This window comes from Roseofilum capinflatum BLCC-M114, from assembly GCF_030068505.1.
Taxonomy (GTDB): Bacteria; Cyanobacteriota; Cyanobacteriia; order Cyanobacteriales; family Desertifilaceae; genus Roseofilum; species Roseofilum capinflatum.
The window spans coordinates 1-13,852 of sequence record NZ_JAQOSO010000040.1; the positions used below are offsets into that span (position 1 = coordinate 1).

Sequence of the window (13,852 nt, forward strand, 5' to 3'; positions counted from 1 at the left end):
ATTCCCTATTCCCTATTCCCTATTCCCCATTCCCTATTCCCTATTCCCCATTCCCTAAAATATGACACGCTTAAGTAATGCTTCCGGTTTTGGACTGCAAAATTTTTCTACAGAGGCTCTAGAGGAGCAACTCGCGGCGGTGGCGCTGCGGTTTAATCGCCAATATCGAGGAGATGCGTTTGAGGTTCCGCCGGAGGTGGAAGAGATGCCGATTTTTCGGCAATGGATGAGTGGGGAGTTAACCCCGAAACTTACATCTGAGTTTTGGCAGGTGTGTAAGCCGAAAAAGGGGCAAAAATGTTTGGATCTTGGCTGTGGGGTGAGTTTTTTGATTTATCCTTGGCGAGAATGGGAGGCGGTGTTTTATGGCCAAGAGATTAGTAAGGAAGCTCAGGAAGCTCTGAATTCTCGCGGCCCCCAATTAAATTCTAAGTTGTTTAAGGGGGTGAAGTTGGGGCCGGCTCATCAGTTAGATTATGACCCAGGACAGTTTGATTTGGCGATCGCCACGGGATGGAGTTGTTATTTTTCTTTGGACTATTGGCAACAGGTGATGCTGGCAGTGAAGTCGGTGCTTAAACCTGGGGGAATGCTGGTGTTTGATGTGCTAAACCCAGAGGTGGAGTTGGCGGAAAATTGGGCGATTTTGGAGACCTATTTGGGTGCTGAAGTGGCTCTAGAGCCTTTAGAAGATTGGCAAAAGCCGATCCGTGCGGTGGGAGGAAAGGTGGTTAAAAAACAAGAGGGCGAGCTGTTCCATCTCTATGCAGTTAAGTATCCGTGAGGCGATCGCCACCCATGGCTAAAGTTTGGTTAATTGGAGGGACTTCGGAAAGCCGCCAGTTGGCTCAAGGCTTAGTAGAACAGGGGTTAGAGTGTGTGGTCACGGTAACTACTGAGTCCGCGAGATCCCTTTATCCGAGTTGCCCGCAGTTAACAGTGAAGGTGGGCAAGTTAAAAGCATCAAGTTTAGATGAGTTTCGGCGATCGCACCAAATTGGCCTAATTTTAGATGCCAGTCATCCCTGGGCGCGGCAAATTTCCCAACAGGCGATCGCCTATTCTGAAGGCTCTAAAATACCGTATTTGCGCTACGAGAGACCCCCTGTAACCGCTTCTTCTGACTCCGATCGGAACCTGACCTTAGACAGTTTTGCCACCCTACTGACGGGGGAATATTTGACCGATCAGCGCGTGTTTTTAACCGTCGGATCGCAACGCCTACCCTTATTTCAACCTTGGCAACACCGGGCGACCTTATTTGCGCGGGTGCTACCGTCTATCGACTCCATTCAAGTCGCACAAGAAGCAGGATTTAGCAGCGATCGCCTCATTGCCATCCGTCCCCCGGTTCCCGAAGCTCTAGAGTTAGCCCTCTGGCAACATTGGCAGATTTCTCTAGTAGTAACCAAAGCATCCGGAAATGCAGGAGGAGAGGCAATCAAGCGTCAACTGTGCGATCGTTTGGGAATTCCCTTAATTACCATCACCCGACCCAAAATGACCTATCCCCAACAAACTCATGACATCCAAGAAGCCATTAATTTTTGTTTACATAGCGCAATATAGCCCTTTGTGCAGTGTATCCAACTCCCAAAACCATTCATTATTAGGACTTACGCAACGACTCCATATATAGCAGTAGGGTGCGTTACGCTTCGCTAACACACCCTACTGATAGATTTAATGCGTAAGCCCTGATTATATCAAATCCGATTAACCCGCTATGATGACCAATCCTTGTAGGGTAGGCAGGACAACACCGCAATACAGCAGTTGTCGCTGCTATGAGGTACATTAATGACTGTTTTGAACGATAGCAAAAATAGCTCAAAGTCCTACCCAGTCTGCTGTTTGTTCCCCCCATTCCCCCATCACAGCGCGAAGCGCTGTATGCTCCCCTTCTCCCTTCGGCTTCGCTCAGGGCAGCGCCTGCGGGAGAAGGGGCTGGGGGATGAGGGGCAGCCATTACATAACTCATTTAGGTTTGCTGTATAACCTAATAACAATATTTCCCATTCTGCTTTGTCCGTTGTTCATGGGACGTTCGCATCGCTCCCAACAACGTAGACACAATCACGCACCGCAGAGGTCTGCGCTTATCCTCCGGATCGCTATCCTTAAACCCCACCGTAATCCGTCCTAACTGCCCATTCGGATGGCCATGATGATTAAACTGTATCCGCCAAATCCCCTCATTTACCCCCCTCGTATACTGATAAAACGTCGTCTCATTCTGATTTTTTCCATCAATAATCAAAATATTGGGATTTAAATCTTGCCAATTTAAACCCGTCAAATCAGAGCCACTCGGCAACTCTTTATGCACAACATACTGGGGATGCGGGTTATTGCGAAAACTCACCTGCCACACCAACTTATCCCGTTTCGCATTGCTCTGAGCCTCCTTAAGGGCAAGATGAAGCTGTTCTCTCCCTAACTTCAACTCTTGCAGCCGCACAAATCCCAGATAACTCGGCAGTGCTATAGCGATTAAAATACCAATCAGGGCAATAACCACCAACAACTCAATCAGCGTAAAGCCCCCTTCTCTTCCCCGATAGTTCAACATTTGCACCCATGACCAATGAACTAATCTTTACTTAAATCAACCTCACCAAGGATTACAATTACTCTCCGACTCCAACTCCATCGCCCCCAACAACGTCCTCACAATCACACAACGCTGCGTATTCGCCACCGGTTTCGTCGGGTCATTCCCAAGAGGTACAGCCGCACCAATAATTAAACCCTTACTATTACCATTAGCATCAGTTAGCTTAGGATCAGTTAAAGGATCTAAATTCCCATCTTGATCAAACACAATCGTTACCGGCCCTTGATCCCCCTTGGGTTGAGGGTAAGTATCTTGGGTAATGTTTTCATCTAGTTTATTCTTAAAACCATCATTCTTTTCTGCACTACTTGGCTCATTGACGACAAGATTCGTAAACAACAATATCTGATCCCCAGAAATGCCCCGCTCCGATCCCAAGTTTTCCCACTCTTGATCTTTTAAATCATCCGCTCTACGATCCTTCTTATGAACCGCCACCTGCGGAATACCCTCAGCCGTCACCCGCACCGTCACACTCTGGGCAAGTTTCGTGCTTCTCGCCTTGGTTTGTGCCTCCCGCAGCGCCAAAGAAACATCATCATTTACCCCAGTCACCCGTTGTTGTCGCACAAAACCCAACCAAGTCGGAGCCGCAATGGTGCTGAGAATACCAATTAGGGCAATTACCACCATTAACTCAATTAACGTGAACCCCTGTTCACCTTTACAATCATTGTTCCTAGCCATTGACTGGAGCTGATGGAGCCAATTTCTACCCCATTGCTTTTGATGTTGTCCAAGTTCCCGATTCATATCCCCTTCCCCTAAAAGTCTTCTATAATTGTTAATTGTTAACTACTGAACCCTTCCCCTAATTTTCGTTTGAATACTCGTCGTCGGGAAAAAGAGTGCTGTCCGATCATTATTAGGATTGTACTTATCTGGGTTATTCGGATTAATCCTCGCTAAAGCATTGCCTCGAATATAAATCTGAGCCACTCCCCCATCGGAATCTACACAGGCAAAAAAGCTATCCGTCTTAAACGCATCAAACGCAGTCGGAAAATCTGCCGCACCATAATTCGGACTTTGCCAAGGTTCATCAGGAGCTGTAGGAGCAGGAGTAGGAGCTTCTTTGTTTGGAAAAGCATCCTGACAATTCACAGCATTCGGAAAAGTCTCAGGAGTAATATCAGCTAATGTTGTATGGTCAATATGATCGACTAAAACTTGTATGGGTGTTTTACTCAAATCATAAGCTGTAGCTGTTTTCTGCCATTTCTCCATCTTCTCGTGTATGCTATCCCCAGATATCGAGAGGTCGAAATTGGCATATCCAGGACTAGGGTTGAGATCGTAGGCCACCCCATCAATTGTCTCATCTTGAGGATTTCCACCGGTATCCACAATGCCATCGCGAAGCTCAACCCGACTAATCCGCATGGCATTTGACCAGGTTCCGTTATTAGCATTGGTGAGATAATAGACAACTAGAGCATAGACTTGATAATCTTGCTCATTTGGATCGCCATTCGGTAACTTAACTAATTGTCCAACTCTTCTACTCGTCGGGTTGGCTGTAACCGTAACATTCAAATTTTTATCTAAAAACTTGCGTTTCCAAAAGGCTAGTATCGGCAGTCCTTCCCCATTATCGATGACGGGAATTTGGCTACAACTAGCTGGAGGTGTATAAGAACCTGGTGACACAGGACTACTACACTCGGTTGTACTATAATTACCCGAAATCGCCCTTAATCCCTCGCCATCATAGATATACACCGCCGTCTCTAAATCTCGGCGGATATAATCGGCTGCGGCTTGAATATCTTGCTGAGTTGCTGACTGCGCTTGCTCATTGCGGTCTTTGGTGAGGATATCCACCATAAACCCCAGCAAGCTACTAATCATAATTGAGGCAACGACTAAAGCCACCAACAACTCAATTAAGGTAAACCCTTGATTTCTGCGCCCCTTACGACGGCTTTTTAATAAAGCATTCAGTAACATAAACATCAGTATTGCCCCTAAACCTATTGAACCCTTGCCATTGCATTGGATAGAGGTGAAAAATTTTTCGCCCCTACTTGATATGATTAACCCCCTCCTCCATAGCGATTAATAAAGCTATCGAGACTATCGCTATCGCCTTGAATTTCTGTGGTCATTTCCAACAACGGTGCTTTCACATTCAAGCTTGTTCCAGAAGCACGCTGTTGAACACCATTAGCATAAAAAGTTAAGAGTGTGCCCGTCTCTTTGAACGCATCCGCTCGGTAAACCCGAATCCCCAATAAATAACCTTGATCGAGTTGGGATTGTTCAGTAGCTTCAGTCTTATCCGTCACGCTGCGATAGGCTTGAATAATAAAATCATTGGGACTACTGGCTTGACAGCCTGTCTGATCGTCTCCATTAAAGCAATATAAACTGACATCCGTTGCTGAAGCTTCTTTTGCATTAGCAAGGGTTTGATTTTTGCAATATCCTCCCTTCTCGTAGTCATTGGGACTAGCTGGGGGACAAGTTGCTGGAAAAGAAGATTGGGCAGGCGCACCAGTTTTGGCAAAATCTTCGCGTTTCGATTTGAATTTACGGGTTGCAGGATCGACTTCTTCTTTCAGTTCAACCACTGAATTGGGAGCAGGTAAACTTCCAGCTCGCACACCATCAATGTAGAATCGAGCGGCTTGTGTTGCCAGCTCTACCCGCCGCGCTTGAATGCGGGTAGCTGTTGCCAGGACAATCACCGGGGCGATTCCCACTAACATAATCGTCAGGATGACGACGGCAACCAAGGATTCAATCAGTGTAAAGCCAGACTCACCCTTGGGCGGGGAGGAATGGGGGTGGGGTTTTCGGAGTATAGGTTTCATGGGTTGACCTCGTAAGGGTTAGAGCTAGGGTAGATATTAGTTGTTAGGAACTGGGCAAGTATCAGGGCGTTGATCTGCGGAGATGGCAAACTGATAATTAACAGCAGTGTCGTTCTCAGTAATGGTCACGTCCTTATCATAGGGATCGTCAGCATCCTCGTACCCACCGCCTTGAGCGACTGTCTTAGTTGCATCTGTGGGGTCAACGCGCTTGTCGGGTTGAGCAGCACAGAGCAGGGTTTGCACCCATTTATCATCCCGTTTGACTTCCCGATAGAACTCATTGGGAGGAGTATCATCCTTGATGGCAAACCGTTGGGCAAACAAGTCAGGTGCTTGGGTTAACAGAGCCACATCAAACCCCCAAGAACGGTTAGGTGGATCATAGTAGGGAAGTAATCCACTGTTGTTGGCAGCTCGGTAGGCTTGAACTTCATCAAATGGGCCAGTTCGTTCGTCGTACGTGAACTCTAGAGGATCGTCCTTCAACAATACCCAAAAAGGAGCTGTTCCATAAGTGCTGCGTCCATTCTGAATAAATGAACCACTGATATTGGCATTCACCTCTGTTCCGTTAGGTGTCCAACTTTCTAGAAATCGGGGGAAGTTTGCCAAAGCCCCGTTTACTTCACCCGGTCTTCCTGGAGAATCTCCTGCTACAAACACCAAGTTAAATGTAGTTTTTTCTGCATGTTGTACCCAACTGGTTCTATTGGACATGGTGTCATTATCATCAGGGTTAAAACTTCCAGGATTTTTGTTAGTCCAATGAATTTGCACGACAGGAATGAGCAAGGGTTGCTCATCAGTGGCTGTGAGTGGGTTTAAGTAGGCTAAGGGCTTATTGCTCTCATATTCCCAAGATCCTGTTGGGTCACTTGAGTTGTCTGTGGTTCGGAACCACAGAGCATCACTTGCAGCCGTTGGCAGTCCAGTTACTGGGGTGATGTTTGATCCAGTTACAATTCCTTGGTCTATGAAAGCGGTAAGAATTGTATTGGCGAGTCCTGTAGAAAGAAAAAGTTCAATTTCACCATCATCATCTTGGATAGCACTGGCAGAAGTATTTGTATAGGAAAAGTATTTAATGAAACCATTGCTGTCAACACCTAAAGCAATAGGGGTTTGAGTGGTTTCATCTAAAATTAGCTCATTTTTGTCATTTCTCAAAAAGGCAATACGGCGAGGGTAGCGCTGTATCTCAGCTTCTGTTTTTCCTAGTAGAGTACTTAACGTAGTTTTATCCAATTGAGCGGATGTTGATAACGGAGTCTTACCTTGTAAGTTCATATAGCTATGCAGCTTGCTAAGGGAAGATTCCTCGATAGAATTAGGATCGGATATGATTAAATCTGATTCACTGATGTCATTATCATTGGTGTCACCATCATCATTTAAGTCTAGTACGATCGCTGATTCACTGATGTCAGTATCATTGGTGTCACCATCACCATTTAAGTCTATCCCTGATTCACTGATGTCAGTATCATTGGTGTCACCATCACCATTCCAGTCTAGTACGATCGCTGATTCACTGATGTCAGTATCATTGGTGTCACCATTACCATTTAAGTCTATTCCGAAAGTAAAAGTATCATCAGTATCACCATCGCCATTCAGGTCATACTGATCTCCGGCTGGTCTATCGATAGGAATATGCCAATCATTGGGTTCGCACTCAGAGACGGGGAGTTTTTCACAGATTTCCATCACATACTCTGGGAATGTGGCTCGGCGCTGAATGGGAGTTACAAAATTGTTGAAGTAGGAGCTAAAGGGTTTAGTCCCACTAAAGCTGGTGTAATCGCCATCACTGGGATAGTCACGGTTGGTGACGAAGCCATTGGTAAAGAAGCCATTTTTGCGACGTTTAGCGATAGAACGACCATCCCCATAGTTGTTGTTGAGGTTATAGTCTCCATCACTGCGTTTTCCAAACTCAAAGTTGTCGGAGAGCAGCGTTAAGGAATCGGAAAAAACAGTGGCACTGCGCCAAGTATCTCCATCACCGGTACAACCCGGTTGGCCTTTGCGACAAGCAAAGCTGCCATTCAAACCGGTACGGCTATAGAAGTTACTATAATTGGCTGTTAGAGCATCTGTAAACTCTTCCCCAGCACTATGTAAGTTGAAGTCTCCTTTGATGTAGACGGGCAAGTTGGTGGCGAGGATAAACCCTTTTTCTTCAGGTCGGTAGTCGTTTGTTGTTCCCCGGTTCAGTTGACTACCGTTGATCAGAACAATACCATTGGGACGGCGGGTGGGGTCGAGCTTGTAGTCTGTGCCACTTTGATCTAAGTCGGGTTCTGAACCGTTATCCACGTTATGATCGAATGTGGCAGTCCCATCTTTGACCCAAGTGGTTTGATCGGGAAGGGCATCTTCGCGAGTCGCATAGATGAGTCCACTATTGGGAAGGAGATACTCTTGAGGATCGTTAAAGGTTCCTCTTCTTGTTGTCCTCAATAGATCGAGATCGATTTGAGTGGCACGAATTTCTAAGGGATACCGTTCTTCGATGGGAAGATCGTAGCGACCACTTAAGCTTTCAGTGATCCACCCTGTTCCATCTGCACTAATCGAAGGATCAGCATCTGCATAAACTGCATCAGTTGTGGAAATAGTGATATCATCTCCAGATACTGCTGTGATTTTGCCTCGAATGATTTTGGGTCGGTTTTGGTCTACAGGTGGAGTAGATGTTGTATCAACATAATGCTCCTCGACACTGACAATATCTCCTACCTCTAAGTCAGTATCAGGCATTCCATTCACCAATGTATAGGTTCCGCCTGAACCACCGGTGACTTGCAGGCTATGAACATCATTGGCTTTAATCTGCCGGGCATCGAGGAAGGTAACTTCTTTGATAGCATCAGCCGGGATATCGCTACTGCTTGAGCCACCATTCATAATCAGGGTCGCACAAATGGCAGCATCAACGGCAGTTTGTTCGGCAAGGGTGCGATCCGTTGAAGATGCGGAGGTGCTTTTGTCTAAAGCAGAAGCAAGTAAGGGATTGACGAGGCGATCGCCTAATACCTTACTCCCATCCTTATACACGACTCCGGGATAGCGCAGTGCCGCTTGATATTGTAAGAGACTTAAATTAAACGCACTGGCGTTCCAACTGTAAACTGAGCCGTTGTTTGAGTTTGCTGTATCGCTGGCTGAATCCGTTGGATCGTAATAGTTAGCGACGCAAGCGAGGGGGGTTTGATTCGTTTTGTTCCCACTGTCATCTTCTGGGTAGTCGTTATCGGCGAAAGCGCTATTACTGTGGTGATAAACGACTGATGCTCGCATCCTTAGATAAGGGCGAGTGGTATTATTTGCTGAATCTACGGAAACAGAAGCGGTTGTCGGGTCATTGTCATGATCAAAAACAACCTCCGGATGGTTCTTAGCCACTGGGAAATAATCTGGCCAGATAATGATATTTTTACCTGGCTCTTCGTCGTCTACAGTAGGTGCAGTTGTATTGCTATTGGCTCCCGGCAAATAAATCCCTGCACCGGTAATCACTCTTAATCCACCCACGTTATCAAATTTATCATTGGGATCAGTGGCTGCATCAATTTCCCACTGTCCATCGCGGGCCGTGTCTCCTAAATCGGGTAAGCTGACCACTTGTGAGTCTCTGGTGCGGGGATCGCCTTGACCCGTTCCTGGAACGTTTCCAGATGCGTCTAACCACTTTTTACCGGTCACTTCTTGATCGATTAATTCACCGGAGATAAAGACACCTTCAGTCCCATCCCTGTAGATGGTTAAGGGTAAGTTATTGCCGACGTTAACGCGATCGCCAATTTGCAGCTCTTTCCCCTCTCGCTCTCGTGGATTAGTTGCAGGAATTTCATCGAGATCTAAACTGAGTGTACTACTACCAGCTTTATTCTTGACATAACTGGTTGCATTGTTCGATGGGTCAACCGGAAACATCCATTGGTGGGGGGGACGCAAGGGGTTAAGTCCTGTTTTATCTGCTGTCTCTGAATCATGGGAGAGAGCAAAAAAGGATTTTGCATCCGTGTTATTGTTAATCGGAGCCAAATACCCATCAGCATCTTGGAGTTGTAAAGGAATAGTGACATCTGGAATGAATTTGGCATTATCTCCTGGTTGGACTTCCAAAAAGGGCACGTAGCGAGTCCGTTCCCTGAAGTAGTTTCTAAAGAATTGTTTTTTTTCATTAGTGGTGAGGCCATCTATCTCTTCTTTCAGGTCGTCTGAAAGATCGTTTGATTGCAGTTGCATGGCTGCATTCACCAGATAAGCAATGCGCTGGTTATAGGCATTGTTGTTATAGGTGACATCTTGACCTCCAGATGATGTTGTTGTTTTAGTGTTTTTCCCAAATTGGTTTTTCACCTCATTTGGGTCATTTCCTTCTCCATTAAACAGGTGGATCTCGTCTACTGGCGGTTTATCTGATGTCGTATTATACTGAGCTGCCCCTACATTCCCTCCAACATTGATTTTGCTACTTTCTTCATCGTAAAAGCAAGAATTTTTACCACTAACCAAATAGAAGTAGGTCTTACCATTGTTGTTTTGCTTACCTACCATCAAGTTACTATTGGTAATCATCCGTCCATTGAAGCGTTGTTCCGTCCCTGACAATAGTAATAAGTCATCTTGGTAGACTACGGCATTGTTGGCTAGGGGAATGCGGCTCCAGTCTTGTTGATATTCGAGGGCAGAAAATCCTTTGGTTCCCCCAGGAAAGAGTTCATAGTCATTGGCATCTAGACCGGTGGGCAGTCCGCCATTTGCATCTGGGCCAATGGGTACGGTGGCTGCATACACAAAGAAGGCTTTTTTGATTTTTTGCTCGTTGGGCAACTTAAACCAGTCCGAGTCACCGACTAAGCTGGCTCCCCCTCCGGTGTTGTTGGCACATGCGGAGCTGGTAGACCCTTCCATGGGCAGGTTGCGTGCTTCTAGGGGGTTGCGAGCGCGGTCAAATTCTCCCCCATCTGTGGTTGGGTTGCGGTAGAGGATGGCATAGAGGGTATAGCTGTCAAATTTCCCGTTGTTATCGGTATCGACTGGGAATTTCCAGGCGGTGTTTAGGGTTTCGTCGCACTTGGTATTTTTAGGGGCATTAGTATCTGCTTCACCCGTTTGAGCATCATCATTATTTTTGCAAATTTTGTTGTCTTTTTTTATGTTGTAAACCAACTTAACCGGCACTTCATCCCCAAAGGTGTACTTTTCAATCCCACTCCCTAGTCCTCCAAATGAACTCATAAAAGCGGTATCGGATGGGGTTCCCCTAGGAATTTTGGGGTCGTCAAAAATAGCGGCTATCTTCGCTTTTGCTCTATCCAACGCTGGCGCGGTGGCGTTTAATGTGGCTTCATTGACCCGGAAATTGTGGGCGTTTTTGGCTCGGTCGGTGGAGCGCAGTAACATGGCTAGGGTGAGCAGGGAGACGACGAGCATCACCATGGTGACGGTGGGGAGGACGAAGCCTGCTTGTTGCCCCCGACCGACACGGAAGAGGCCACCTAATCCTCGTTTGAGGAAACGGGAGAGCCATTGGGTTAGGGTTCGCCCTAGGTTGAGGAAACTATTCCGGAGATGTCTGAGTAGGCGTTGGATAGACATAGAAGCTGTCCTAGATGTGGAAGATAGATGCGATACAAGCCCTGATTGGGGTGACCACTAGGGTGGGTTGAAGTTGAGAAGAAGGGGAGATTCTTGCGAGGTGATAGCGAGCAAGATGCTCGCACTCCTCGGTTGGGTTAAGAAGGATGAAGAATCGGTATTTAGGTATTCTCTTTTCTGTCTTAACAAATTTTTGCGATGACCATCAACTGTGAATTCACTGTTGATGTGGGGTTTGCTGCTGGAATGGTTAGTTAGCAGCAAGGTGGGCAGTGCCCACCCTACTGGCTTGGCAAGCTTAAAACTGGGGGTAAGAGTGTAGGTTGGGTTTCGTTCCTCAACCCAACCTACAGTTTTAAGCTTGCCGGTCTACTACCCTAGGTTTAGGTTACCCAGGGGTGGCATAAAAATTAATCTTTAGAAGTTAAAAGCGGTGGGGGCGGGTTTCGCTACGCGACATGAATACAGAGTTGATGATGGGTGTCCTAGCTTTGGGTATAACCCGCCCCTACAGGTTTTTTGGCCTGTTGCGAAGAATGATTGTTTTAGGGGGTTTGGAGACCAAACCCCTATGGGTTCGACTGAATTAATATTGGTTTAGGTTGATTCCGGCTTCTTTGGCCATGGCTTGGATGCCTTTGGTTTCTAGGGTTTTGATGGCTTTGGTGGAGAGTTTGAGTTTGACCCACCGGTTGCCTTCGGGCCACCAGACGCGCTTGCTCTGAAGGTTGACTTCTTGGCGTTTTTTGGTGCGTCTGTGGGAGTGGGAGATGGCGAAGCCGTTGTTGGCTTTTTTCTTTGTGAGTTGACAGGTACGGGACATGGGTTACCTCTTTTTTTGCTGCAATCTCTTATTGTAGCCTGAATTTGCTGGGTTGTTGATGCCCTCATCCCCCAGCCCCTTCTCCCACGGGAGAAGGGGGGTAAGAGTTTGTTGCCCTTTCTCCCACGGGAGAAGGGGGGTAAGAGTTTGTTGCGCTCCCCATCCTCCCTGTCTCCTTATTCCTCCTGGTTCATGAGGCGATTGATTTCGTCTTGGTATTCGGGGGGGGCGAGGGTGGTGGCGCTGGCGAAGATGGGTTTGGCTTGGTCGGGTTTGCCTTGGCGTTGGAGGACGATCGCCTTTCCTAAAAGGGGACGAAAGTCGGTATCATTGTCTTCGATGGCTTGGTCGTAAACGGCGATCGCCTCTTCATAACGCTCTAAGTCGGCATAGACGCGCCCTAAGAGGAGTTTGACGGAGGCGGTATCGATGGTTTCGGCTTCCGTTTGATTGGCGGTGGTGGCTTTTTGCAGGGTTTCTTCTAATACCCCGATCGCCGCTTGGGGATTATTTTGTTGCAGTTGCAGGTCAACTAAGCCTTGCAAAACGGTCATTTCTCCGGGGTTTTGGCTTAAGATTTGCCGATAAATCCCGGCGGCGCTGTCGGGATCTCCGGTGTAATTCTTGGCTTCAGCCAACAGCACCTGATACTGGACATCTTGGGGGTTGAGTTGGACTAATTTTTCTAAGGGGGCGATCGCTCCTGGAATATCCCGCAATTCTAACCGCACATCCAACAATCCCCGCAACACGCTTTGATTTTCGGGTTCTCGCTCCAAAACCAACTCATAGCCGCGTTCCTGAGCTTCTAATTTTGCTTGACGAGAGGTTACGGTTGCAGTCGGAGAAGCCTCAGAACTGGCCGAGGTGGAGGCACGAAAGGCTTCTGTGATCGGGGGAATAGTTGAAACCCCCAACAAGGCGACAACCGCTAAAATCAAAATGGCATTGATTACCCAACTACTACGCTTAATCGTCACACCAAATCCCTTGAACTCTTATCTAGCTATTGTAAGGGAATGGGGAGATGGGGAGATCGAGTTTTGTTCAAAATCCTGCGGATTTAGTGGGTCGGGGCTTGCATAGAAGAATGGGAAATCCAAGCCTTGTTATAATAGGCTTTTCCTGTTGGTAACCCTGGCTTTATGCTCAGGGTTTCAGTTTAACTACCCATCTCTTATCTACTCCTCGCCCATTGGTCAAGCATGTCTTCTTATATCTCTGCATCTTCTTCCGTATCCCCAGAGCAGCCCATTCAACCGATTCCTGCTCCCTCTGAACCCTTACAATACCGGGCTATTGGCTTAATTCGTGGCCGATATTATCCTGGAGATCGCTTAACCCAGGGAACACTAATTGCTTCAGATGGCACAGAAATTGATGCGGTTTTGCTGGGGCGCATGATGAGTTTACTGAAAAAACATTTAGATTTGGAAGTAGAACATCTTTGGGTCGTCTATCCCCGCAATCGCGAGAAAGAGGATCATTTACATACGCAAATTATGGGAGTTTGGGAACCGGAAACCCTGGATTCTCCTGAACTCTCGGAGACCAACCTTCATCCCTTGATTGCTGATAATTATTTCTCGATTCGCGGAGAAGTGGTGTTCCATTCCCTAGAAACGGGAGAGGTGAAGATTAAGATTAATCAAGCTCCGCGCAAGAAAGGGGAAAAGCCGCGATCGTTTAAGCTCACCCTAAAAGGCGCTCTAGTCGGTAGAATTTTGCACTATTTTTGGGAGTTCCATGTGGTGAGAGAAGGAACAGATTTGGTGATTCAGGAGGCTTTATGTATAGGGCGAGTTTCTAGGGGAAGCAAACCGCGATCGCCTCGCTTTAGTGGTCGCCGTCAAGGAAGTTACTTTAAGCCCCGTGGTCCTGGCAGTCCTAAACCGGTGTTGTCGGGATCGGGATCGCCGCGTCCCCAGATTGCATCTCCCAAAAGGGGCGATCGCCGCCAACAATTCCCAGAGCCTTAAGATT

At 47.0% G+C, this 13,852-nt stretch carries 10 protein-coding genes; 3 read left to right on the forward strand and 7 right to left on the reverse strand.

From position 1 onward, the window contains the following. The first annotated feature begins 61 nt into the window (after positions 1-61). Both PMG25_RS08080 and PMG25_RS08085 read left to right on the forward strand, forming a co-directional pair. On the forward strand, positions 62-784 hold the full coding sequence (locus PMG25_RS08080) for a class I SAM-dependent methyltransferase (protein ID WP_283766392.1): 723 nt from the start codon (positions 62-64) through the stop codon (positions 782-784). A 14-nt stretch (positions 785-798) separates the two neighbouring features. Then, positions 799-1,569 (forward strand): cobalt-precorrin-6A reductase, encoded by a 771-nt coding sequence (locus PMG25_RS08085; protein WP_283766393.1) that lies wholly within the window; start codon positions 799-801, stop codon positions 1,567-1,569. A 430-nt stretch (positions 1,570-1,999) separates the two neighbouring features. On the opposite strand, the gene PMG25_RS08090 is transcribed toward PMG25_RS08085, so the two are convergent. The 7 genes from PMG25_RS08090 to PMG25_RS08120 all read right to left on the reverse strand — a co-directional run bounded on the left by PMG25_RS08090 (position 2,000) and on the right by PMG25_RS08120 (position 12,849). Further along, complete coding sequence (locus PMG25_RS08090; RefSeq protein WP_283766394.1) at positions 2,000-2,572, reverse strand: pilus assembly FimT family protein; 573 nt, start codon at positions 2,570-2,572, stop codon at positions 2,000-2,002. Positions 2,573-2,614: 42 nt separating this feature from the next. Continuing rightward, complete coding sequence (locus PMG25_RS08095; protein WP_283766395.1) at positions 2,615-3,370, reverse strand: prepilin-type N-terminal cleavage/methylation domain-containing protein; 756 nt, start codon at positions 3,368-3,370, stop codon at positions 2,615-2,617. Positions 3,371-3,412: 42 nt separating this feature from the next. After that, positions 3,413-4,573 carry a hormogonium polysaccharide secretion pseudopilin HpsC gene (gene hpsC, locus PMG25_RS08100; protein ID WP_283766396.1) on the reverse strand — a complete coding sequence of 387 codons (1,161 nt, stop codon included), beginning with the start codon at positions 4,571-4,573 and terminating at the stop codon, positions 3,413-3,415. An 80-nt stretch (positions 4,574-4,653) separates the two neighbouring features. Further along, a complete protein-coding gene (gene hpsB, locus PMG25_RS08105; RefSeq protein WP_283766397.1) occupies positions 4,654-5,433 on the reverse strand; it encodes a hormogonium polysaccharide secretion pseudopilin HpsB in 780 nt (259 codons plus the stop codon). 36 nt (positions 5,434-5,469) lie between these two features. Further along, positions 5,470-11,046 (reverse strand): hormogonium polysaccharide biosynthesis protein HpsA, encoded by a 5,577-nt coding sequence (hpsA, locus tag PMG25_RS08110; protein WP_283766398.1) that lies wholly within the window; start codon positions 11,044-11,046, stop codon positions 5,470-5,472. Positions 11,047-11,632: 586 nt separating this feature from the next. After that, positions 11,633-11,869, reverse strand: coding sequence for a 50S ribosomal protein L28 (gene rpmB, locus PMG25_RS08115; protein WP_283766399.1), 237 nt, complete (start codon positions 11,867-11,869; stop codon positions 11,633-11,635). 176 nt (positions 11,870-12,045) lie between these two features. Further along, complete coding sequence (locus PMG25_RS08120; RefSeq protein ID WP_283766400.1) at positions 12,046-12,849, reverse strand: tetratricopeptide repeat protein; 804 nt, start codon at positions 12,847-12,849, stop codon at positions 12,046-12,048. A gap of 225 nt (positions 12,850-13,074) precedes the next feature. Here PMG25_RS08120 and PMG25_RS08125 point away from each other — a divergent pair, with 225 nt between their 5' ends. Beyond that, the gene (locus PMG25_RS08125) at positions 13,075-13,848 is read left to right on the forward strand and encodes a hypothetical protein (RefSeq protein ID WP_283766401.1); all 774 of its coding nucleotides are present in this window, start codon (positions 13,075-13,077) and stop codon (positions 13,846-13,848) included. Positions 13,849-13,852 lie beyond the last annotated feature (4 nt).

Bases quoted from the DNA above. Each gene is read 5' to 3' on its own strand.
- PMG25_RS08125 (WP_283766401.1), top strand. From the start codon at position 13,075: ATGTCTTCTTATATCTCTGCATCTTCTTCCGTATCCCCAGAGCAGCCC.
- hpsA (WP_283766398.1), bottom strand. From the start codon at position 11,046: ATGTCTATCCAACGCCTACTCAGACATCTCCGGAATAGTTTCCTCAAC.
- PMG25_RS08080 (WP_283766392.1), top strand. From the start codon at position 62: ATGACACGCTTAAGTAATGCTTCCGGTTTTGGACTGCAAAATTTTTCT.
- PMG25_RS08085 (WP_283766393.1), top strand. From the start codon at position 799: ATGGCTAAAGTTTGGTTAATTGGAGGGACTTCGGAAAGCCGCCAGTTG.
- hpsB (WP_283766397.1), bottom strand. From the start codon at position 5,433: ATGAAACCTATACTCCGAAAACCCCACCCCCATTCCTCCCCGCCCAAG.
- PMG25_RS08090 (WP_283766394.1), bottom strand. From the start codon at position 2,572: ATGTTGAACTATCGGGGAAGAGAAGGGGGCTTTACGCTGATTGAGTTG.
- hpsC (WP_283766396.1), bottom strand. From the start codon at position 4,573: ATGTTTATGTTACTGAATGCTTTATTAAAAAGCCGTCGTAAGGGGCGC.
- rpmB (WP_283766399.1), bottom strand. From the start codon at position 11,869: ATGTCCCGTACCTGTCAACTCACAAAGAAAAAAGCCAACAACGGCTTC.
- PMG25_RS08095 (WP_283766395.1), bottom strand. From the start codon at position 3,370: ATGAATCGGGAACTTGGACAACATCAAAAGCAATGGGGTAGAAATTGG.